Origin of the sequence: Gordonia desulfuricans NBRC 100010, from assembly GCF_001485495.1 — a bacterium.
GTDB classification, from domain to species: Bacteria; Actinomycetota; Actinomycetes; order Mycobacteriales; family Mycobacteriaceae; genus Gordonia; species Gordonia desulfuricans.
The window spans coordinates 24739-44524 of record NZ_BCNF01000055.1; the positions used below are offsets into that span (position 1 = coordinate 24739).

Sequence of the window (19786 nt, forward strand, 5' to 3'; positions counted from 1 at the left end):
TCCTTCGGTGCCAGGTGTCTCGGCCGACCTGGTCGTCGGGGAAGGTTGACCGAACCCCGGTGATGGATCTAGCCTACGTGATGCAAACGTTCTTGCAAACGTTCTCGCCATCTAGGAGGAGCCCATGTCCACTCAGAGTCTCGGTGAACTCTTCGCCCTCGATTCCCTGCTCGACGAGGACGAGATCGCCATCCGCGACACGGTCCGCCGGTTCGGGGCCGAGCGACTCCGTCCGCACATCGCCGACTGGTTCGAGGCCGGTGACATCCCGGCCCGGGAGATCGCCAAGGAACTCGGGCAGCTCGGCGCCCTCGGCATGCACCTCGACGGCTACGGCTGCCCCGGCACCAGTGCCACCGCCTACGGTCTGGCCTGCCTGGAACTCGAGGCCGTCGACTCCGGCATCCGCAGCCTCGTCTCGGTGCAGGGTTCCCTCGCGATGTTCTCCATCCACCACTGGGGCAGCGAGGAGCAGAAGAACGAGTGGCTGCCGAGGATGGCCGCCGGTGACGCGATCGGCTGCTTCGGCCTGACCGAACCCGACTTCGGCTCCAATCCCGCCGGGATGCGTACCAACGCCAAGCGCGACGGTGACGACTGGATTCTCAACGGCACCAAGATGTGGATCACCAACGGCTCCATCGCCGACGTCGCCGTGGTCTGGGCCCAGACCGACCTCGAGGACAGCCCGCGCGGCATCCGCGGCTTCGTCGTCCCGACCGACACCCCGGGATTCTCCGCCCCGAAGATCACCAAGAAGCTGTCCCTGCGCGCATCGGTGACCTCCGAACTCGTCCTGGAGGACGTGCGCCTGCCCGCATCGGCGATGCTGCCCAAGGCCGCAGGCCTGCGCGGACCGCTGACCAGCCTCGGTGAGGCCCGCTTCGGCATCATCTTCGGCGCCATCGGTGCCGCCCGTGACTGCCTGGAGACCGCCGTCGAGTACGCGCAGTCCCGCGAGGTCTTCGACAAGCCGCTGGCCGCCTACCAGATCACCCAGACCAAGATCGCCGACATGGCACTCGAGGTGGGCAAGGGTCATCTGCTGGCCTACCACCTGGGCCGGCTGAAGGACAGCGGGAAGATCCGCCCCGAGCAGGTCAGCACCGGCAAGCTGAACAACGTCCGCGAGGCCATCGCGATCGCCCGTGAATGCCGAACCATCCTGGGCGCCAACGGGATCACCCTGGAATACCCGGTGATCCGGCACGCCAACAACCTGGAGAGCGTGCTCACCTACGAGGGCACCTCCGAGGTGCACCAGCTGACCATCGGCAAGGCACTGACCGGGTCGGGCGCATTCCGGTGACCGACGGTGCTCTCGACGGACTGGTGATCGCCGACTTCGGTCGTGTGCTCGCCGGGCCGTACGCCACGATGCTGCTCGCCGACCTCGGCGCCGAGGTGATCAAGGTGGAACGTCCCGGAACCGGGGACGACACCCGCACCTGGGGCCCGCCGTGGGTGGGTGACCAGTCGTCCTACTTCCTCGGCGTCAACCGGAACAAGTCGTCGGTCGCCATCGACCTCGCCGATCCCGAAGGACTCTCCGCTGCACGGGAACTCGCAGCCCGGGCCGACGTGGTGGTGGAGAACTTCCTGCCCGGCACGCTGGATCGGCTCGGCCTCGGCTACGACGATGTGGCGCAACTCAACCCGGATGTCGTGTACTGCTCGGTCACCGGCTTCGGCGGGAACAACCTGCTGCCCGGATACGACCTGCTGATCCAGGCCGTCGGCGGTCTGATGAGCATCACCGGCCCCGATCGCGACACCCCCACCAAGGTGGGCGTCGCGATGGTCGATGTGATCACGGGATTGCATGCGGCCGTGGGCATCCTGTCCGCGCTTCGGTATCGCGACCGCACCGGCACGGGGCAGCGGGTGGAGGTCAATCTGCTCTCGTCGTTGCTGTCGGCGCTGGCCAACCAGTCGTCGGGATATGTCTCGGCCGGTGTGGTCCCGCATGCCATGGGCAACCGGCATCCGAGTATCGCGCCGTACGAGGTGTTCGCCGCGTCGGATCGTCCGCTGGTGCTCGCGGTCGGCAACGACCGCCAGTTCACCGCGCTCGTCGACGTCCTCGGCCGCCCGGAACTGGCCGTTGATCCGCGGTTCGCCACCAACACCGACCGCGTCGCACACCGCGAGGTGCTGGTGGCGATCATCAACGAGCTCCTCGCCGCCGACACCGCCGACGGCTGGTTCACCCGGCTGACCGAGCGGCGGGTCCCGTGCGGGCCGCTCAACGACATCGCCGACGCGATCGCGCTCGCCGAGCGGCTCGGCCTGTCCCCGGTGGTGGAGATCGACGATCCGAACCGTGACGAGCCACTTCGACAGGTGGCCAACCCGATTCGGCTGTCGGCGACCCCGGCCACCTATCGGTCGGCACCACCGCGACTGAACGAGCACGGCTAGCCGCGGCCGCACCGCACCGCGGGGCCGGGTGGATGATCCATTCGTCCCGCGGTGCGGTGCACCTGTGGGGTCCGCCGAGTCCCGATCACCGGTGTCGGCCGAGTGCTATAACGGGGCATGGGCGAATCCGTACTGTACGAGAGCTCCGGTGAGATCGTGACCATCACGATCAACCGCCCTCATGTCCGCAACAGCATCGACGGCCCCACCGCGCTCACGCTGCGCAACGCCTTCCGGCGGTTCGACGACGACGCCGGAGCCAAGGTCGCGATCCTCACCGGAGCCGGTGGAACATTCTGCGCCGGAGCCGATCTCACCTCGGTCGGCGATCCCGAGCGGCGTAACGATCTCGACCCGGAGGGCGGCGGTGCCGGCCCCATGGGGCCCACCCGCATGACACTGTCCAAACCGGTGATCGCCGCGATCGCCGGTCATGCGGTGGCCGGTGGACTCGAACTCGCCCTGCTCGCCGATCTCCGCATCGTGGAACGCGATGCGGTCCTCGGGGTCTTCTGTCGACGCTGGGGTGTACCGCTGATCGACGGCGGAACCGTCCGCCTGCCGCGGATCGTCGGACTCGGGCGGGCATTGGACCTCATCATGACCGGACGGCCCGTCGACGCCGACGAGGCACTGGCCATCGGACTGGCCAACCGCGTCGTCGAATCCGGCCGATCACTTTCGGCAGCACGCGAACTCGCCGAGCAGCTGGTGACCTTTCCGTTCGAATGCCTGCTCACCGACCGGGCATCGGCCTATGCCGGTCTCGACATGACCGTCGCCGATGCCCTGCGCGCCGAGGGGGTGGCGGGCGTACCGGTCGTCGCCAGAGAGGGAGCGGCCGGTGCGGCACGCTTCGTCGGCGGTGCCGGACGGCACGGACAGTTCGACGAGGACCCGCCCGAACCCCGGTGGTGAGCGCCCCGGTGTGGGTCAGTTCACCGCCACCGGTGCCGCGGCCCCGACAAAGGCGACGATCTGCAGTCCGCCGGGATTGGTCTGCAGCGGAACCTCTTTCCAGTTGTTGGTGACCCACACATTGCCGGACGGGTCGACGATGATCCCGGTGCTTCGGGTCAGCCCGTCGAAGAAGTAGCCGAGTCCGTCCGGCGAGATCGCATCACCGGTCCGGCTTCCCGGCGGGCAGGTGGACGGGTCGGCGCCACAGAACTTCGAGACACGCTTGCCGACGAAGTTGCCCACCCAGACGTTGCCGTCGCCGTCGGTGGTGATGCCCCACGGAACGGTGACGCCACCACCGTGCAGCGGACCGGCCAGGGTCTTTCCGGTGGCGGTCAGTGCCGCGACCGAACCGAGGGACCCGGTTCCGGTGGGTCGGTCGGGACACGGCAGCGTGATGATCCCGGAGTTGGCGATCCACACGTTCCCGTGCCGGTCGGTCGCCAGGCCCAGCGGATTGTCCACCTGCGGTCCGGAGATCGGGCTGCGCAACGGACGTCCCTGCCGGTCGAGAATCGCTATCTTGCTGTCGGCGAGACCGCTGACGAACAGTGCGCGCCCGTTGTCGACGATGTGGAACGGCTGCTTCACCCCGGCGGGGACATTGCGCGCGCGACGCGGATCACCGTCGGGGTAGACCGTGAGGGAATCGTTGCCGCAGTTGGTGGTCCAGACCGCGCCGGTGCGGTCGGTGGTCATCCCCTGCGGCCAGTCGATCTGCCCCTGCGTGAAACCGGTCGCGGGAGAGAGCGCCACGCCGTCGGGGGAGAACTTCGACATCGAGTTGTGCGGCGGCTGATCGGCTGCAGGACAACCCGGTTCGGGTGCAGCGAAGCCGAAGTTGCTCACCCAGATGTTGTCGGAGTGGTCCCGGGTGATGCCATAACCGGCTCCACTGAGCCCACCCCCGGTGATCGGCCGGCCACCCACCAGCCTGCCGTTCGGCGAGAATCGGAACAGATACCTGCTGCCGCACACCGGGGTCCGCGGATCACTCGCATACTCGTAGTTCGCGTTGACCCAGACATCGCCCTGCCTGTCGATGGTGAAATTGCCCGGGCCGGAAAGCAGTCCGCCACCACCGTCGAACCTCAGCGCCAGCGTCCAGGCCACCGGCGGGACCACGAGTGCGCCCGGATTCCGTGGTGCGCGCACAGACACCGCGAACACCTCGGCCACCTTCGACGACGGGCTCTTCGCGAGGTTCGCCATCCCGGCCATCACGGTGCCGGGGCGGCCGTGTGAGGCAGTGGTGGTCGCCTGTCGCAGTGCCACACACCCGGCGGTGGCGGTGGTACAGGCGGCCACCGCATTCGACAACGAGGTGAACGCGGCCATCGTCGAGGTCTGGGGACCGTTGGGAGAACTGCGCAGTACGGACCCGATCCATCCGGTGACCGGATCGGCGAGATCACCTGCCATCATGGCCGCATTCCGGACGCCCGGTGCGGGCCCGCCGATACCCCGGCCGCCGGCACCCCCGATGAACTGGGCCATGCCGTATCCGGCTGCCACCGTGGTCATCTCGTTGACGGTGAGATGCCCGGGAACCCCGGGGCTGATCGCGGCGAGCGAGAGGAACGAACCGGGTTGTCCTGCGGGTGTGGCGGTCACGTAGAACGCCTCGCTCGGGCCGGGACGTGCCGTGGGGCGCAGGGTGAACCGCCCATCCGACGAGGTGAGCGCGGTGCCGGCGGGCCGGGCGGTGCCCTTGGCCGAGCCGGTGATCCACGCCTGCACATCCCAGGCCCGGGATGGTCCTGCGGTGGCCACCGTGCCGGTCACCGTCGACCCGGCCGGCGCGGCGTGCGCAGGTGGAGTGGTGGCGACCATCGTCGAACCCAGCAGCAGGGCCGTCGCCGCGATGACAAGGGAGATCCGTCGGATACGCACTGATCCTCCGATGTTCCGGTGGCGCGGTCGGGCCTGCCCCGCGGTGTCGAGGGGCAGCGTACCGGGCATCTCGGGCGTGGGTGCGGGGATCGGCGAACCCCGATCGCGGGTGTCGGTGCAGATCAGGTGGCCGCGAGCGGCGTCGGAGGCCGCCGGACAAAGATGACACCTCAGAGCGGGTTCAGATGGATTATCCACCCGAACCCGCTCTGAGGTGTCGGTTCTGTTCGGGACTCAGCCCTCCAGGGAGTACTTGTCGATCAGCGGCGCCAGGAGCTCGGCGGCGCGGTCGCCGGTGATCACATCGGCCTTGTCCACCTTGGTGATCTGCTTGGAGGCGCTGTCCTCGTAGACGTGCTCACCGATCATCCGCACGTTCTCGTCGTAGGGCCACACGAAGGCCAGTGTCCGCCGGACGAGGTAGTAGGCATCCGGGTCGTAGGCGCTCTCAGAACTCTCGGCCGCGTCGTCGCCGATCGAGGCGAAGACGTTGTCGCCGAGCATCTTTCCGGGGACGAACTGGTTGAACTCGGCCTCTCCGGCGAATCCCCAGTCGGCCACGGCCATCTTCTGGCGTCCGGTCCACATGACGAGAATGTCGATGTCGGCGAGGGTCCGGTAGAACTCGCGGACCTGATCCATCCCGTCGAGGATCACGCCCTGGCCGCCCTCGAACAGGCGGTAGTGGGGGTGGCGGACGGTCATGTTCTCGGCGAGCAGCTCGTCATAGCGGCCGGACACCTCCAGCAGCCCGTGGCGGCGGTAGTTGACCAGGATGCGCCGGTGGGTGGGGTTCTGCTCCTGCTCGATGAGGGTGTCGATGTCGTCGAACATGTGCACCAGCTCATGCTCGTAGGGGGACTGCGGCTGGGCGGACTGTTCGGTCGAGGCGAAGGCGGTCATGGGTTCTCCTTGTGATGTGCGGCGGCGGATCGACATCCGACGCCGGGTGGGCTGAGTGGGACTGTGGTCAGAGGTAGCGGCTCAGATCGGGGTATCCGCCGATCTCGTAGCCGCCGTCGACGACGAGGCTGGTTCCGGTGACGTAGCTCGCGGCCGAACTGGCCAGGAACACCGAGGGTTTGGCCAGTTCGGAGGGGTTCGCCGGACGTTTGATCACGGCGTTCTCGTTGAACTCGCCCATGATCCCGTCGTTCTGGATGATGAAGCCGGCCATCGGGGTGTCGACCAGGCCGGGAAGGACGGTGTTGACCCGGATGTCGTGGCGTGCGAGTTCGAGTGCGGCGTTCTTGCTGAACATCTCCACGCCCGCCTTACCCGCGGCATAGGCGCTGCCCGCGTACAGCGGCATATGGGCGTTGACCGAGGCGATGTTGACGATCGCGCCTCCCTTGCCGCCCGCGATCATCGACGTCGCGGCGTACTTGGTGCACAGGAAGACCCCGCGCAGCACGACGTCGATGGTGAAGTCCCAGTCCTCGACGGTGAGGTCGACGATCGGTGCCGGTCGCAGCGCGCCCGCGACGTTGAACAGGCTGTCCAGCGGGCCCTCGAGTTGGACCTCCGCATGGGCCACGGCCTCCTCGACGACCTCCGGGTCGGTGACACTACCGGCAAACGGCACATACGCGTCGCCGAATTCCTTGGCGCCGAGCGCCATTGCCTCGGCATCGAGGTCGAAGGCCAGAACCCGCCCACCCTGCGCGATGACCTCGGTGGCGATGGCCTTGCCGATGCCGGAGGCGGCGCCGGTGACCAGTGCGCGCTGTGGAGGGGTCGATACGTTCGTCATTGAGTGCTCTCCCAGGGGGCGATGGATGTCGATGACGCGGCCGGCCAGTGCCGAGGACTGGTCTGCCGGACCGCGTCGGGTGAGGTGATGCATTGGACTGCATCGGTTTTCGGATCGGCGCCGGGGCTGCCGGTCGCGCATCACAACCTTCTCGCAGCCCGGCTGTGATGTCCATTACATTCCTGGAGTCGATCTGTTAGCCTGATGCTTAACCTGCCAGGTAGAAGGAGTGCACAGCCCGTGGCATCCGAAATGGCATCGGCCATCGATCTGAACCTGCGACAAGTCCACTACTTCGTCACCGTGGTCGACGAGGGGCATCTGGGGCGTGCGGCCGATGGGCTGTACATCAGTGCTCCCGCACTGTCGCAGCAGATCCGCAAGCTCGAGAAACGGCTCGGTACCGAGCTTCTGGATCGCTCGGCACACCCGTTGCGACCCACCCGCGCCGGCGATCGTCTCCTTGCCGAGGCGCGTGTGCTGTTGCAGTCGGCGACGCGTGCGGTGGAGGCCGTGCAAGAGGATTCCGCACGATTGCGGATCGGATTCATGACCGCGTCGATGACCCCACAGACGCGACGGCTGCTCGCCGAACTGCGTGACCGTCATCCCGGATGCGAGATCGAACTCGTGGAACTCGCTTGGGACAAACAGGCATTCGCGGTTCAGAAGGGCATCGTCGACGTGTCGCTGATGCGGCCGCCGGTCGCCGATCCAGAAGGGCTGCGGTTCGATCTGCTGTGTCGCGAAGGGCGAGTGGTGGCGCTGCCGGTGGATCATCCGTTGGCACAACGGGGCTCGGTTGCACTTGCCGATCTGGACGGAGAAGTACACGTCACCGACGACGAGGCCGACGCGGTGTGGGTCCGCTGGTGGGCATGCGATCCGCGGCCGAGTGGACGGCCGGTGGTGTACGGCCCGTCGGTGCACACCATGAGCGAATTGCTGGAGGTGGTGGCCGACGGGAACGGGATCTCGATCACCGGCGAGTTCGTCCCCTCCGCCCACGTCCATCCGGACGTGGTGTTCGTCCCGGTGTCCGACGTCGAACCGTCGTCATTGTGCCTGTGCTCGCGGTCGGGCGACTCGTCGCCGATGGTCCGGGCCGCCAGGGAGGTGGTCCGGACCATCGGGGGTGCGGCGAACGATCGTGTGGGGTCGTGACCTCGCCAGGGTGAGGTCACCCGGTTGCCGAAACCTCCGCGGCGTGCGGTGGAGCGTGTTCGCCTGGGGTGGTGGTTGCGTTCCGGCCTCGGGTTGCGGGCGTTTCGACTCGACTTGTCGCTACGCTCCGCGTCGGCTCAACCATCAACTGCTGCTTGTTGGGTCGGTTCAACCGTCAGATGCTGTTTGCTGGGTCGGCTCAACCGTCAACTGCTGCCGGCTGATCGACTGTGTGGACGTGATCCGGGAGGAAGAAGTCAACCGGCGGCAGGCGCAATGGTGCGGCTGTCGCCGCGGAACTCGGCCACCACGTGGTCACCACACCGCACGGTGACGTCGTAGATACCGTTGCGGCCGAACCGTTCCCGCTCGACCGCCTCGGCGACGAGGATGTCGCCGAGGCGGGTCGGGCGGAGGAAACGGATGTCGGCGCGGGCGGCGACCGCGGCATCCGAGCCGCTGTTGCACGCCATCGCGAACGCGGTGTCGGCGAGGAGGAAGACGAAGCCCCCGTGGGTGATCTCGTGACCGTTGACCATGGTCGCGGTCACCTGCATGGACATTCGCGCGTGCCCGGGACCGAGTTCGTCGAGCACGATCCCCGAGGCGCGGGATGCGGCGTCGGCGTCGAACATGGTGCGGGCGATCGGATGGTCGGTGCCGACCGCGGACTCGGTGGCCGTCATGGGTCAGTCCTGTTCCGGCTTGGCGACCAGGGTCAGCACATCGTAGGTGGCCACCGGGTCACCGTCCTGGTTGGACACCACGGCATCCCACCGGACCTCGCCGTAGTCGGCGCTCTGCCGCGGGGTGATCTGCTTGGCGGTCAGCGTGACGGTGAGGGTGTCGTCGGCCTTCACCGGGGTGAGGAAGCGCAGCCCGTCCACCCCGAAGTTGGCCAGCACCGGCCCCGGCGCCGGATCGACGAACAGTCCGGCCGCCAGGGACACCACCAGGTAGCCGTGTGCCACGATCCCGCCGAACATCGGATTGGCCGCGGCGGCCTCGGGATCGGTGTGTGCGTAGAAGGTGTCGCCGGTGAACTCCGCGAAGTGGTCGATGTCGGCACGGGTGACCTGCCGAGAGCCGCCGACGATGGTGTCGCCGAGGCATAGCGCTCCCAGATCCTTGCGGAACGGGTGGATTCCGGACTCGATCCGGTCGGCACCGGTCACCCACTGGCGGCCGACAGCGGTCAGCACGTTCGGGGTGCCCTGGATCGCGGTGCGCTGCATGTGATGCAGGATGCCGCGGATACCGCCGAGCTCCTCGCCGCCGCCGGCCCGGCCGGGACCGCCGTGCACCAGGACCGGGAGGGGAGAGCCGTGACCGGTGGACTCCCGGGCGTTCTCGGCGTTCAGCACCAGCACACGACCGTGATAGGCGGCCAGCCCGCGGACGATCCGCCCGGCGAGAGCCGAATCCTTGGTCACCAGGGATGCCACGAGGCTGCCCTTGCCGCGTGCGGCGAGCGTCACCGCGTCGTCGGCGTCGGTGTATCCGATGACCGTGGCCACCGGGCCGAAGGCCTCGATGTCGTGGGGCTCGGGAGCGTTGCTGTCGTTGGCACGCAACAGGATCGGGGAGAGGAACACCCCGCGTGCGGGATCGGCGCCGACGACGTCGACATGGTCGGGATCGCCGAAGACGATCTCGGCCGATTTGGTCAGACCCCGAAGTGAGGTCAGGACCTCGTCGCGCTGCTCGAGCCCGGCGAGTGCACCCATCCGCACATCGGGGTTCGCCGGATCGCCGATCACCACCTGTGCCAGCCGTTCGGATGCGGCGGCCACGACGTCGTCGACGAGGGCGGCGGGTACCAGTGCGCGTCGGATGGCGGTGCACTTCTGTCCGGCCTTGGTGATCATCTCGTTCACGAGTTGCCCGACGTACAGATCGAACTCGGGATCGGAGACCTCGACATCGGGACCGAGGATCGACGCGTTGAGCGAGTCCGCCTCGGCGGTGAAGCGCACCGCGGCCGAGACCACCTGCGGATGGGCCCGCAGGATGGCTGCGGTACCCGCCGACCCGGTGAACGCCACCGAGTCCTGGCCATCGAGATGATCGAGCAGATCCCCCGCGCTGCCGCACAGCAGCTGCACCGAACCCTCGGGCAGAACACCGGATTCGACGATCCGCCGGAAGACGAGTTCGGTGAGGTAGGCGGTGTTGCTCGCGGGTTTGACGATCGACGGCACGCCCGCGATGAAGGCGGGTGCGAGCTTCTCGAGGAATCCCCACACCGGGAAGTTGAAGGCATTGATCTGCACCGCGACCCCGCGTCGCGAGGTGTGGATGTGCCGGGCGACGAACGTACCGTTGCGGCCCAGCACTTCGACCGGACCATCGAGGTGGACGGTGTCGTTCGGCAGTTCCCGACGTGCCTTGCTCGCATAGCTCAGCAGGGTGCCGAAGCCCCCGTCGATGTCGATCGCCGAATCTCGAGCGGTGGCACCGGTGTGCCGGGACAGCGCATAGAACTCGTCCTTGCCGGCCATGAGGGTGAGCGCGAGCTGCTTGAGCAGGGCTGCGCGCTCGTGAAAGGTCAGGGCGGCCAGTGCCGGGCCGCCGACCTCACGGGCATGGTTCACCATCGCGGCCCGGTCGAGTCCGGTGGCCGAGATCCGGGCCACCTCCGAGCCGTCGACCGCGCTGAGCAAGGGGGTTCCCCGATCGGCGGCACCGAACCATCGGCCTTGCGTGTAACTCTCGAGCAGTGTGCTCACATTCGACTCCATCCACCGTCCATTCGGTCGGTAATTACGATGGGCCGGGGCCCGGTGGAATGTCAAGGGTGCGGGTCAGGCGGAGGTGTGGCCCAGGCCGTGGAAACTCATCCGGACGATCGCGTCGGCGATGGTGTCGGCGTCGGCGCCGGCCCGCGGGCGATACCACTCGATGAGCGAGTTGACGGTGCCGAACAGCAGGCGGGCCACGAGTGCGGGATCGATGTCGGGATCGAGGTCGCCCTCGCGGACGGCTTGCTCGACGAGGTCGGTGACGAACGCGTCGAACTCGCGGCGACGGGCGAGTGCGCGGCGTTCGACGGCGCTGTTGCCCCGGACCCGCAGCAGCAGGGTCACGTAGGGGAGCTCGGCGATCAGGATCTCGACACTGCGTCTGGCCAGGTACTTCAGTCGATCGATGTAGGGGCCCTCGGTGCTCCCGGACTCGGTGGTGGCCGCGAACAGTGCGTTGAGGGCACGGTTCAGTGCGAGCTCGAGCAACTCCTGCTTGCCGGATACGTGGTGATAGATCGAGGACTTGCTGAGCCCGAGCCGGTCGGCCAGGACGTCCATCGACGTCCCGTCGTAGCCCTTCTCGTTGAACACCTTGACCGCCACCGCCAGCAGCGAGTCGAGGTCGTATCCCGGACGTCCGGGCTTACCGGTGCGGCGCGTGACGGGTCTGGTGCTCATGTCGCCATCCTTCCATTTGCGGGGGTGCGGACTCGGCCTCGGAGGCGGCGCGGTCTTGAAACCGACCGAAAGTTCGGTTATTAATTGTTCTCACACCCCAAGGAGTCCGGCATGAACACGATCACCCTCGAGGTCCACGACGACCGGTACGTGGTGACCCTCGACCGTCCGGCGCGCCGCAATGCCATCGACGCCGAGATGATCGGCGAACTGCATCAGGCCTGCGCGAGCATCGAGACGACGCCCAGGCCGGTCCTGCTGACCGGAAACGGTGACCACTTCGCGGGCGGCGCCGACATCGGTGAGCTCCGCGACCGTGGCCGCGAGCAGGCCCTCGCCGGCATCAACCGCAACCTGTTCGACCGGATCGCTGCGCTGCCATCGCCCACGGTGGCGGCGGTGAGCGGATACGCGCTGGGTGGTGGGGCCGAGCTGTCGTATGCCTGCGACATCCGGATCGCCGCGCCGACCGCGGTGTTCGCCAACCCCGAGCCTGCCCTGGGCATCATGGCCGCGGCCGGTGCCGGCTACCGGCTGCCCGGCCTGGTGGGCCACTCGGTGGCCAAGCAGGTACTCCTGGCCGGACGCACCCTCGATGCCGCCGCCGCACTCGCGGCCGGACTGGTGATGGAGGTGGTCGACGACCCGGTCGCCGCAGCACATGGGGTGATCGACCGCATCGTGCGCCAGTCGGCGCTCGCGCTGCGGCTGACCAAGACCCTCGTCGACGCACCCGGCGCACACGCGTGGGCCGACGACATCGCACAGGCGGTGCTCTTCGAGTCCGAGGACAAGTACGAACGGATGACCGCATTTCTGGAGAGGAAGCGATGACCAGCAATCCCACCCACGTCGGCGTGATCGGAGGTGGACGGATGGGTGCAGGGGTCGCACAGGTCTTCGCGGGCCTGGGCGCATCGGTGACGCTCGCCGAGTCCGCCGACCGTGACGCCGCCCGTGCGCGTATCGACGAGGGCCTCGCGCGGGCCCACGAGCGTGACAAGCTCGGCGGCGCCGACCCGGCCCTGATCGGGGACCGGATCGTCGTCGTCGATGCGGTCGAGGCGCTCCCCGGAGGTCTCGACCTGGTCGTCGAGGCGGTGCCCGAGGACGCCGCGTGCAAGCTCGCGGTGCTGTCGGCGGCCGAGAAGATGGTCGACGACACCACCGTCCTGGCCTCCAACACGAGCTCGCTGTCGATCGGTGAACTCGGTGCGGCGCTGAACGATCCGAGCAGATTCATCGGGATGCACTTCTTCAACCCGGTGCCGGCGTCGGCGCTGGTGGAGATCGTGCGGGCACCGGCCACCGCCGCGGGCACCGTCGAGAGCGTCCGTGACTGGGTGGCGGCGCTCGGCAAGTCGGCGGTGGTGGTCAACGACGCGCCCGGCTTCGCGACCAGCCGCCTCGGCGTGTGCCTCGGGCTCGAGGCCATCCGGATGCTGGCCGAAGGGGTGGCGTCGGCTGCCGACATCGACCGCGCCATGGAACTGGGCTACCGCCATCCGATGGGCCCGTTGCGCTCCACCGATCTCGTCGGCCTGGATGTGCGGCTGGCCATTGCCGACCATCTCGCCGACACCTTGGGTGACCGCTTCGCCGCACCGGAACTCCTGCGCGACAAGGTCGCCCGCGGTGAGCTCGGACGCAAGACCGGACGCGGCTTCTACGACTGGGAGGACGATCGACGATGACGGTGACCCTGGAGGTGGACGGCGCCCTGGCGACGATCACCATCGATCGCCCCGCTGCGCACAACGCACTGGACCTGGACACCAAGACCGCATTCCTGCGGGCGGTGCACGCCGTCTCCGGCGACGGCACGATCCGGGCGGTGCTGCTGCGTGCCGAGGGCAAGAACTTCTGCGTCGGACAGGATCTCGGTGAACACGTCACCGCACTCGAGGCCGACGCCAACACCGCGATGGATACCGTTGCCCAGCACTACAATCCGCTGATCGAGGCACTCGATTCCCTGCGGGTCCCGGTGGTCGCGGCAATCCAGGGTGCCTGTGTGGGGGCGGGCTGGGGTATCGCGCTGACCGCCGACATCCGCGTGGCCGGTACCCGGACCTCGTTCGCGACCGCCTTCACCGGTATCGCCCTGGCGAGCGACTCGGGTCTGAGCCGGGGCCTGGTGGCCGCCCTGGGCCCCAGCCGGGCATCGGGTCTGATGCTGTTGGGCGAGAAGGTGTCCGCGGCGCAGGCCGCCGAATGGGGACTGGTGCACCGGCTCGTCGACGACGCCGACGTGCACGATGTCGCCCGTGAGATCGCGGCGACCCTGGCCGCCGGCCCGACCGCGGCCTACGTCGAGGTCAAGGCCCTGATGCGGGCGGCCGACGGCACCCTTGCCGAGACCCTCGACCGGGAGGCGAAGGCGCAGTCGCGGCTGGGCGCCACCGCCGACCACAAGGCCGCGGTCACGGCCTTCCTGTCCAAGACCCGACCACAGTTCATCGGGAGCTGACCCGGGACGGGCGCAGGCGCCCTTGTGTCCCGGGTCACCTTCCGGCATACTATTACCGACCGATTATTCGGTATTGAAAGTAGGCTCGATGTCCACCTCGAATGTCTTGGACACCAACGCATCCGACGATCTGGCAGCACAGTTCGACCAGATCGTCGCCGACGGTGCTCGAATCGAACCCCGCGACTGGATGCCCGACGGCTACCGCAGCACGCTGATCCGGCAGATCGCACAGCACGCACACTCGGAGATCATCGGGATGCAACCCGAGGGGAACTGGCTGACCCGTGCCCCGTCGTTGCGCCGCAAGGCGATCCTGATGGCCAAGGTCCAGGACGAGGCCGGTCACGGCCTGTACCTGTACTCGGCCGCCGAGACCCTGGGCGCCGACCGGGCCGACCTCACCGGCAAACTCATCGAGGGACGCCAGAAGTACTCCTCGATCTTCAACTATCCCACCCCGACCTTCGCCGACGTCGGCACCATCGGCTGGCTGGTCGACGGTGCCGCGATCTGCAATCAGGTTCCCCTGTGCCGCACCTCGTTCGGTCCGTATGCCCGGGCGATGATCCGGGTCTGCAAGGAGGAGTCGTTCCATCAGCGCCAGGGCTACGAACTGCTCACCACGATGATGCGGGGCACCCCCGCGCAGCGACGGATGGTCCAGGAGTCGGTCGACCGGTGGTGGTGGCCGGCGCTGATGATGTTCGGCCCACCCGACGACTCCTCACCCAACACCGCGCAGTCGATGGCGTGGGGAATCAAACGCCACACCAACGACGAACTGCGCCAACGCTTCGTCGACATGAGTGTCCCGCAGGCCGAGGCGCTCGGCGTCACCTTTCCCGACCCCGACCTGGTGTGGAACGCCGAACGCGGGCACCACGACTTCGGTGAGCCCGACTGGAGTGAGTTCATGGAGGTCGTGAAGGGGAACGGTGCGACGAACCTCGAACGCATCGCGGTGCGTCGTGCCGCCCACGAGGACGGTGCCTGGGTTCGTGACGCCGCCACCGCATTCGCCGCCCGAGAGCAGGAGGACGACCGATGAGTCGGATCAAGGCCGAATGGCCACTGTACGAGGTGTTCATCCGCGGTAAGCGGGGGCTCAACCACGTCCACGTCGGATCGCTGCACGCGGCCGACGACGCGATGGCGCTGCGGCATGCCCGCGACGTCTACACCCGGCGAAACGAAGGGGTGAGCATCTGGGTGGTCCGCTCCGACGACATCATCGCCACCAGCCCGTCCGAGAAGGACCCGTTCTTCGCCCCGAGCGGAGACAAGGTGTACCGCCACCCCACCTTCTACGACATCCCCGACGCCGTCCCCCACATGTGAGCGCCCCCGATGACCGATCATGACCTTCTCCACTCCGACCACCCCGACGGGGACCATGCACATGGGGGACTCGACGATCCACAGGCCCATGGACAGTGGGCATTCGGAACCGGCTTCGACGACCCACTCGCCGGCGTCGACACCACCGTGCCCGCCGACGTCGACCCCGCCGCACTGGGCGCCTACTGCCTGATGCTGGGCGACGATGCGCTGATCAGTGCCCAGCGCCTGGCCCAATGGTGCGCCCACGCACCCGAACTCGAAGAAGAGGTGGCGCTGGCCAACATCGGCCTCGACCTTCTCGGACAGGCGCGACTGCTGCTCGCGCGGGCCGCCGCGGCCGACGACGCGGTGGTACCGGTGATCTCGGCGACCTCACCGATCCCGGCCGACGACGCATTGGCCTTCTTCCGGGACGAATCGGACTTCCGCAACGTCCATCTCGTCGAACTCGCCAACGGCGACTTCGCACAGAGCATCGTCCGGCTGCTGGTCTTCGCCACCTGGCGACTGGCCCTGTTCGACCGCCTGCGGACATCGACCGATCCCGTCCTCGCCGCCGTGGCGAGCAAGGGGGTCAAGGAGTTGACCTATCACCGCGACTACTCCGCGCGCTGGGTGGTCACCTTCGGCTGCGGGACGGCGCAATCGCGGCGCCGTCTGTCCGATGCCCTCGCCGCGGTGTGGCCGTACGTCGACGAACTGTTCGTCCCCACCACCGAAGAACGCATCCTCGCCCGGTCCGGTATCGGGGTCGATCCGAGTACCCTGCGCGCCGAGTTCGACGCCGTGATCACGCAGGTGTTGTCGGCCGCCGAGACCGAACTCGTTCCCGGACCCCGGATCGGGCGGGTGGCCGGCCGGGCCGGACGGGCCGGGCTGCACACCGGGCAGATGGGCTACATCCTCGCCGAGATGCAGTCCGTCGCCCGCGCCCACCCGGAAGGGGTCTGGTGAGATGGACTGCGCCACAACCATCGCCCCGCGAGAGATCGTCGGATCGGTCCTCGACCCGGAGATGCCGATGGTCACCCTCGACGATCTCGGGATCATCCGGGCGGTCGACGTCGACGCCGACGGGTCCGGAGTGCAGGTGACCATCACGCCGACCTACTCGGGGTGCCCGGCGATGGCCACGATTCGGGACGACATCACCGCGGCCCTGAACCGCGCCGGCCACCTGCGGGTGCAGATCCACACCGCACTGCACCCGGCATGGTCGACCGACTGGATCTCCGAGGCCGGCCGACGCAAACTACGGCAGGCCGGATACTCGGCCCCGGGTGCCGCACCACGTCGTGCCCCGGGCCCCGTCCCGCTGACCCTCACCGTCCGGACGCGGCCGGTGCACTGTCCCCAATGTGATTCCGACCGAACCGAACTGATCTCGGAGTTCGGTGCGACACTGTGCAAGGCACACTACCGGTGCCTCGCCTGCGGGGAACCCTTCGACCATATGAAGGAGATCTGACGATGAGCAGCCCCACCATCGCCGATCCCACCGCCACCACTCCGGCAGGCGACACCCCCACCCCGCTCGACGGTGCGGTGCGTGCGACCACCCGTACCCGTGGGTTCCACACGCTGACCGTCGCCGACGTCGAGTCCCTGTGCGACGATGCGGTCGCCGTCCGATTCGATGTGCCCGACGAACTGCGCGCCGCGTTCGACTTCCGGCCCGGACAGTCGCTGACCTTGCGGCGTGAGGTCGATGGTGTCGAACACCGTCGGACGTACTCGATCTGCGCGCCCGCCGGACAGGCACCGCGGGTGGGGGTCCGCGAGGTCACCGGCGGATTGTTCTCGACGTGGTTGGTGCGCGAGGTCCGGGCGGGGGACCGGATCGACGTACAACCGCCCGCGGGTGCCTTCCACGCGGATCCGGACATCGCCGCCCGGCACCTGCTGATCGCCGCCGGGTCGGGCATCACCCCGATGCTGTCGATCGCATCGTCGGTGCTCGCCAACCCGCAGGCCGCGGTCACCCTGATCTACGTCAACCGGCGTACCCGGTCGGTGATGTTCGCCGAGCAACTGGCAGATCTCAAGGACGAGTACCGATCCCGGATCGAGATCATCCACGTGCTCTCCCGCGAACCCCGGGACGTGGAACTGTTCAGCGGACGCCTCGACCGGGAACGACTCGGCGAGATCCTGGAGAGCGTCGTCGCCGTGGACGACATCGATCACGCGTGGCTGTGCGGTCCGCTCGAGATGGTCGACGGCGCACAACAGACGTTGCGGGAGTACGGGATCGGCGCCGACCGGATCCATCACGAACTGTTCTACGTCGAGGGGGCGGCGCCGGCGGTCGACCGTCACCGCGAACCCGGCGTCACCGGACCCACCAGCGCGGTGACCATCGTGCTCGACGGACGAGCCGTCACCGGCGACCTGCCCCAGGACCAAACGCTGCTCGACGCCGGGGAACAGCTGCGCGCCGACATGCCGTTCGCGTGCAAGGGCGGAGTGTGCGGCACCTGCCGCGCCAAGGTGACGTGCGGCGAGGTGGACATGCACCGCAACTACGCTCTCGAGGAATCCGAGGTCGACGCCGGTTTCGTCCTCACCTGTCAAGCATTCCCCGTCTCAGACACCGTGACCGTCGACTTCGACGCCTGACCACCCGAACTGGAGCTTCGCGATGACCAGCACCTTGTCCACCCCGGCCGGCGGTCCCGACACCGCCGACATCGAATACGCCTCACGAGATCAGATCGCCGACCTGCAGCTGCACCGGCTGAGATGGTCCTTGCAGCACGCCTATGACAACGTCGAGCACTACCGGCGGGCCTTCGACGACCGCGGCGTACACCCGTCCGACCTGACCGAACTCTCCGATCTGTCGCTGTTCCCGTTCACCGGGAAGGCAGATCTGCGGGCCAACTATCCGTTCGGGATGTTCGCCGTCCCCCAGGATCAGGTCTCGCGGATCCATGCATCGTCGAGCACCACCGGACTTCCCACCGTGGTGGGCTACACCGCCAACGACCTCGGCAACTGGGCGGACCTGGTGGCGCGCAGTCTGCGGGCCGGCGGTGTGCGCCCGGGCGACAAGGTGCACGTCGCCTACGGCTACGGGCTGTTCACCGGGGGACTCGGCGCCCACTACGGCGCAGAACGACTCGGGTGCACCGTGATCCCGATGTCCGGGGGGATGACCGAACGTCAGATCCAGCTGATCGAGGACTTCCGTCCCGACGCGATCATGGTGACGCCGTCCTACATGCTCACCATCCTCGACGCCATGCTCACCAAGGGACTCGACCCGGCCGCCACCTCGTTGCGCACGGGCATCTTCGGTGCCGAACCGTGGACCGAGAAGATGCGTCACGAACTCGAGCAGCAGTTCGGCATGGACGCCGTCGACATCTACGGGCTGTCGGAGGTGATGGGCCCGGGTGTCGCGCAGGAATGCGTCGAAACCAAGGACGGGCTGCACATCTGGGAGGATCATTTCTACCCGGAGATCATCGATCCGATGACCGGTGAGGTACTGCCCGACGGGTCCGAAGGAGAACTGGTCTTCACCTCGCTCACGAAGGAGGCGATGCCCATCATCCGATACCGCACCCGCGATCTGACGCGACTGTTGCCGGGGACCGCGCGCTCGATGCGCCGGATCGAGAAGATCACCGGACGCAGCGACGACATGATCATCCTGCGCGGTGTGAACCTGTTCCCCACGCAGATCGAGGAACTGATCCTGACCGTTCCCACCCTCGCACCCCAGTTCCAGTGTGTCCTGGACCGACCGGGACGCATGGACACCCTGACCGTCCGCGTCGAGTACCGGCCCGAGATCCCGCGCACCGAGGACCGTGCCGCCGCCGACACCCTGCGTGCACTCATCAAGAACCGCATCGGGGTGAGCGTCGACGTCCAGATCGCCGAACCCGGCAGTCTGCAACGATCGACCGGCAAGGCCAGACGACTGATCGACAACCGCCCGAAAGACCAGAAGGAGTTCTCCGCATGACGATCCGACTGTCGGTCTGCTATGGACAGCCCGCCGATCCCGCCGCATTCGACGAGTACTACGCGCGCGTCCACATCCCGCTGGCCAACGCCATTCCCGGCCTGCAGGAATTCACCTGGGGTCCCGTGGCATCCGTCGACGGTTCGACGCCACCGTACTACGCGGTGGCCAATCTGTTCTTCGCCGACGCCGACGCGTTGAAGGCCGGACTGCAGTCGGCCGAGATGGGCGCAGCCGCAGCCGATGTGGCCAACTTCGCCGACGGCGGCGCCACCATGTTCACCCAGGAAGAAGTGTCGGTTCGAGCCGGCTGACCGGTTCCTCGCGATGCTCGATCCCAGCTCAATCATCCATGGGTTGTGCCATTTTGGTGGTTGAGCCGA

General features: G+C 67.8%; 20 protein-coding genes. 14 read left to right on the top strand and 6 right to left on the bottom strand.

Features of this window, described 5'->3' with window-relative positions:
- Positions 1–124: 124 nt before the first annotated feature.
- The 3 genes from GD1_RS09810 to GD1_RS09820 all read left to right on the top strand — a co-directional run bounded on the left by GD1_RS09810 (position 125) and on the right by GD1_RS09820 (position 3339).
- Complete coding sequence (locus GD1_RS09810; RefSeq protein WP_020791661.1) at positions 125–1309, top strand: acyl-CoA dehydrogenase family protein; 1185 nt, start codon at positions 125–127, stop codon at positions 1307–1309.
- The gene (locus GD1_RS09815; protein ID WP_020791658.1) at positions 1306–2421 is read left to right on the top strand and encodes a CaiB/BaiF CoA transferase family protein; all 1116 of its coding nucleotides are present in this window, start codon (positions 1306–1308) and stop codon (positions 2419–2421) included. The genes GD1_RS09810 and GD1_RS09815 overlap by 4 nt, the downstream gene beginning before the upstream one ends.
- Before the next feature lie 117 nt (positions 2422–2538).
- Positions 2539–3339, top strand: coding sequence for a crotonase/enoyl-CoA hydratase family protein (locus GD1_RS09820; RefSeq protein WP_020791655.1), 801 nt, complete (start codon positions 2539–2541; stop codon positions 3337–3339).
- A gap of 15 nt (positions 3340–3354) precedes the next feature.
- Here GD1_RS09820 and GD1_RS25425 read toward each other — a convergent pair whose 3' ends face one another.
- From GD1_RS25425 to GD1_RS09835, 3 genes are all read right to left on the bottom strand, one after another.
- Complete coding sequence (locus GD1_RS25425) at positions 3355–5274, bottom strand: NHL repeat-containing protein (RefSeq protein WP_244882633.1); 1920 nt, start codon at positions 5272–5274, stop codon at positions 3355–3357.
- A 234-nt stretch (positions 5275–5508) separates the two neighbouring features.
- Entirely contained in the window at positions 5509–6177 is a 669-nt protein-coding gene (locus GD1_RS09830; RefSeq protein ID WP_059036872.1) for a hypothetical protein, read from the bottom strand.
- 67 nt (positions 6178–6244) lie between these two features.
- Positions 6245–7027 (bottom strand): SDR family NAD(P)-dependent oxidoreductase, encoded by a 783-nt coding sequence (locus GD1_RS09835; RefSeq protein WP_059036873.1) that lies wholly within the window; start codon positions 7025–7027, stop codon positions 6245–6247.
- A gap of 240 nt (positions 7028–7267) precedes the next feature.
- Between GD1_RS09835 and GD1_RS09840 the strand changes: the two genes are divergently transcribed.
- Positions 7268–8191 (top strand): LysR family transcriptional regulator, encoded by a 924-nt coding sequence (locus tag GD1_RS09840; protein WP_244882634.1) that lies wholly within the window; start codon positions 7268–7270, stop codon positions 8189–8191.
- 257 nt (positions 8192–8448) lie between these two features.
- Here GD1_RS09840 and paaI read toward each other — a convergent pair whose 3' ends face one another.
- The 3 genes from paaI to GD1_RS09855 form a co-directional block, all read right to left on the bottom strand.
- The gene (paaI, locus tag GD1_RS09845; RefSeq protein WP_059036875.1) at positions 8449–8877 is read right to left on the bottom strand and encodes a hydroxyphenylacetyl-CoA thioesterase PaaI; all 429 of its coding nucleotides are present in this window, start codon (positions 8875–8877) and stop codon (positions 8449–8451) included.
- A 3-nt stretch (positions 8878–8880) separates the two neighbouring features.
- Positions 8881–10920 carry a phenylacetic acid degradation bifunctional protein PaaZ gene (paaZ, locus tag GD1_RS09850; protein WP_059036887.1) on the bottom strand — a complete coding sequence of 680 codons (2040 nt, stop codon included), beginning with the start codon at positions 10918–10920 and terminating at the stop codon, positions 8881–8883.
- Positions 10921–10995: 75 nt separating this feature from the next.
- Entirely contained in the window at positions 10996–11613 is a 618-nt protein-coding gene (locus GD1_RS09855; protein ID WP_059036876.1) for a TetR/AcrR family transcriptional regulator, read from the bottom strand.
- Between the two features lie 111 nt (positions 11614–11724).
- Here GD1_RS09855 and GD1_RS09860 point away from each other — a divergent pair, with 111 nt between their 5' ends.
- From GD1_RS09860 to GD1_RS09905, 10 genes are all read left to right on the top strand, one after another.
- Complete coding sequence (locus GD1_RS09860; protein ID WP_059036877.1) at positions 11725–12447, top strand: enoyl-CoA hydratase/isomerase family protein; 723 nt, start codon at positions 11725–11727, stop codon at positions 12445–12447.
- Positions 12444–13307, top strand: coding sequence for a 3-hydroxyacyl-CoA dehydrogenase family protein (locus GD1_RS09865; protein ID WP_059036878.1), 864 nt, complete (start codon positions 12444–12446; stop codon positions 13305–13307). The genes GD1_RS09860 and GD1_RS09865 overlap by 4 nt, the downstream gene beginning before the upstream one ends.
- Positions 13304–14083: an enoyl-CoA hydratase/isomerase family protein gene (locus GD1_RS09870; protein WP_059036879.1), complete on the top strand. Its 780-nt coding sequence runs from the start codon at positions 13304–13306 to the stop codon at positions 14081–14083. The genes GD1_RS09865 and GD1_RS09870 overlap by 4 nt, the downstream gene beginning before the upstream one ends.
- Before the next feature lie 88 nt (positions 14084–14171).
- Positions 14172–15134 carry a 1,2-phenylacetyl-CoA epoxidase subunit PaaA gene (gene paaA, locus GD1_RS09875; RefSeq protein ID WP_020790748.1) on the top strand — a complete coding sequence of 321 codons (963 nt, stop codon included), beginning with the start codon at positions 14172–14174 and terminating at the stop codon, positions 15132–15134.
- Positions 15131–15424, top strand: coding sequence for a 1,2-phenylacetyl-CoA epoxidase subunit PaaB (paaB, locus tag GD1_RS09880; RefSeq protein ID WP_020790749.1), 294 nt, complete (start codon positions 15131–15133; stop codon positions 15422–15424). Before paaA ends, paaB begins: the two co-directional genes overlap by 4 nt.
- 9 nt (positions 15425–15433) lie before the next feature.
- Positions 15434–16381, top strand: a complete 948-nt coding sequence (gene paaC / locus GD1_RS09885) for a 1,2-phenylacetyl-CoA epoxidase subunit PaaC (RefSeq protein WP_059036880.1) — start codon at positions 15434–15436, stop codon at positions 16379–16381.
- Position 16382: 1 nt separating this feature from the next.
- Positions 16383–16895: a 1,2-phenylacetyl-CoA epoxidase subunit PaaD gene (gene paaD, locus GD1_RS09890; RefSeq protein WP_059036881.1), complete on the top strand. Its 513-nt coding sequence runs from the start codon at positions 16383–16385 to the stop codon at positions 16893–16895.
- Positions 16892–18046: a 1,2-phenylacetyl-CoA epoxidase subunit PaaE gene (paaE, locus tag GD1_RS09895; protein WP_373855296.1), complete on the top strand. Its 1155-nt coding sequence runs from the start codon at positions 16892–16894 to the stop codon at positions 18044–18046. The genes paaD and paaE overlap by 4 nt, the downstream gene beginning before the upstream one ends.
- A 22-nt stretch (positions 18047–18068) precedes the next feature.
- A complete protein-coding gene (gene paaK / locus GD1_RS09900; RefSeq protein ID WP_059036882.1) occupies positions 18069–19403 on the top strand; it encodes a phenylacetate--CoA ligase PaaK in 1335 nt (444 codons plus the stop codon).
- On the top strand, positions 19400–19717 hold the full coding sequence (locus GD1_RS09905) for an EthD family reductase (RefSeq protein WP_059036883.1): 318 nt from the start codon (positions 19400–19402) through the stop codon (positions 19715–19717). The genes paaK and GD1_RS09905 overlap by 4 nt, the downstream gene beginning before the upstream one ends.
- Positions 19718–19786: the final 69 nt, after the last annotated feature.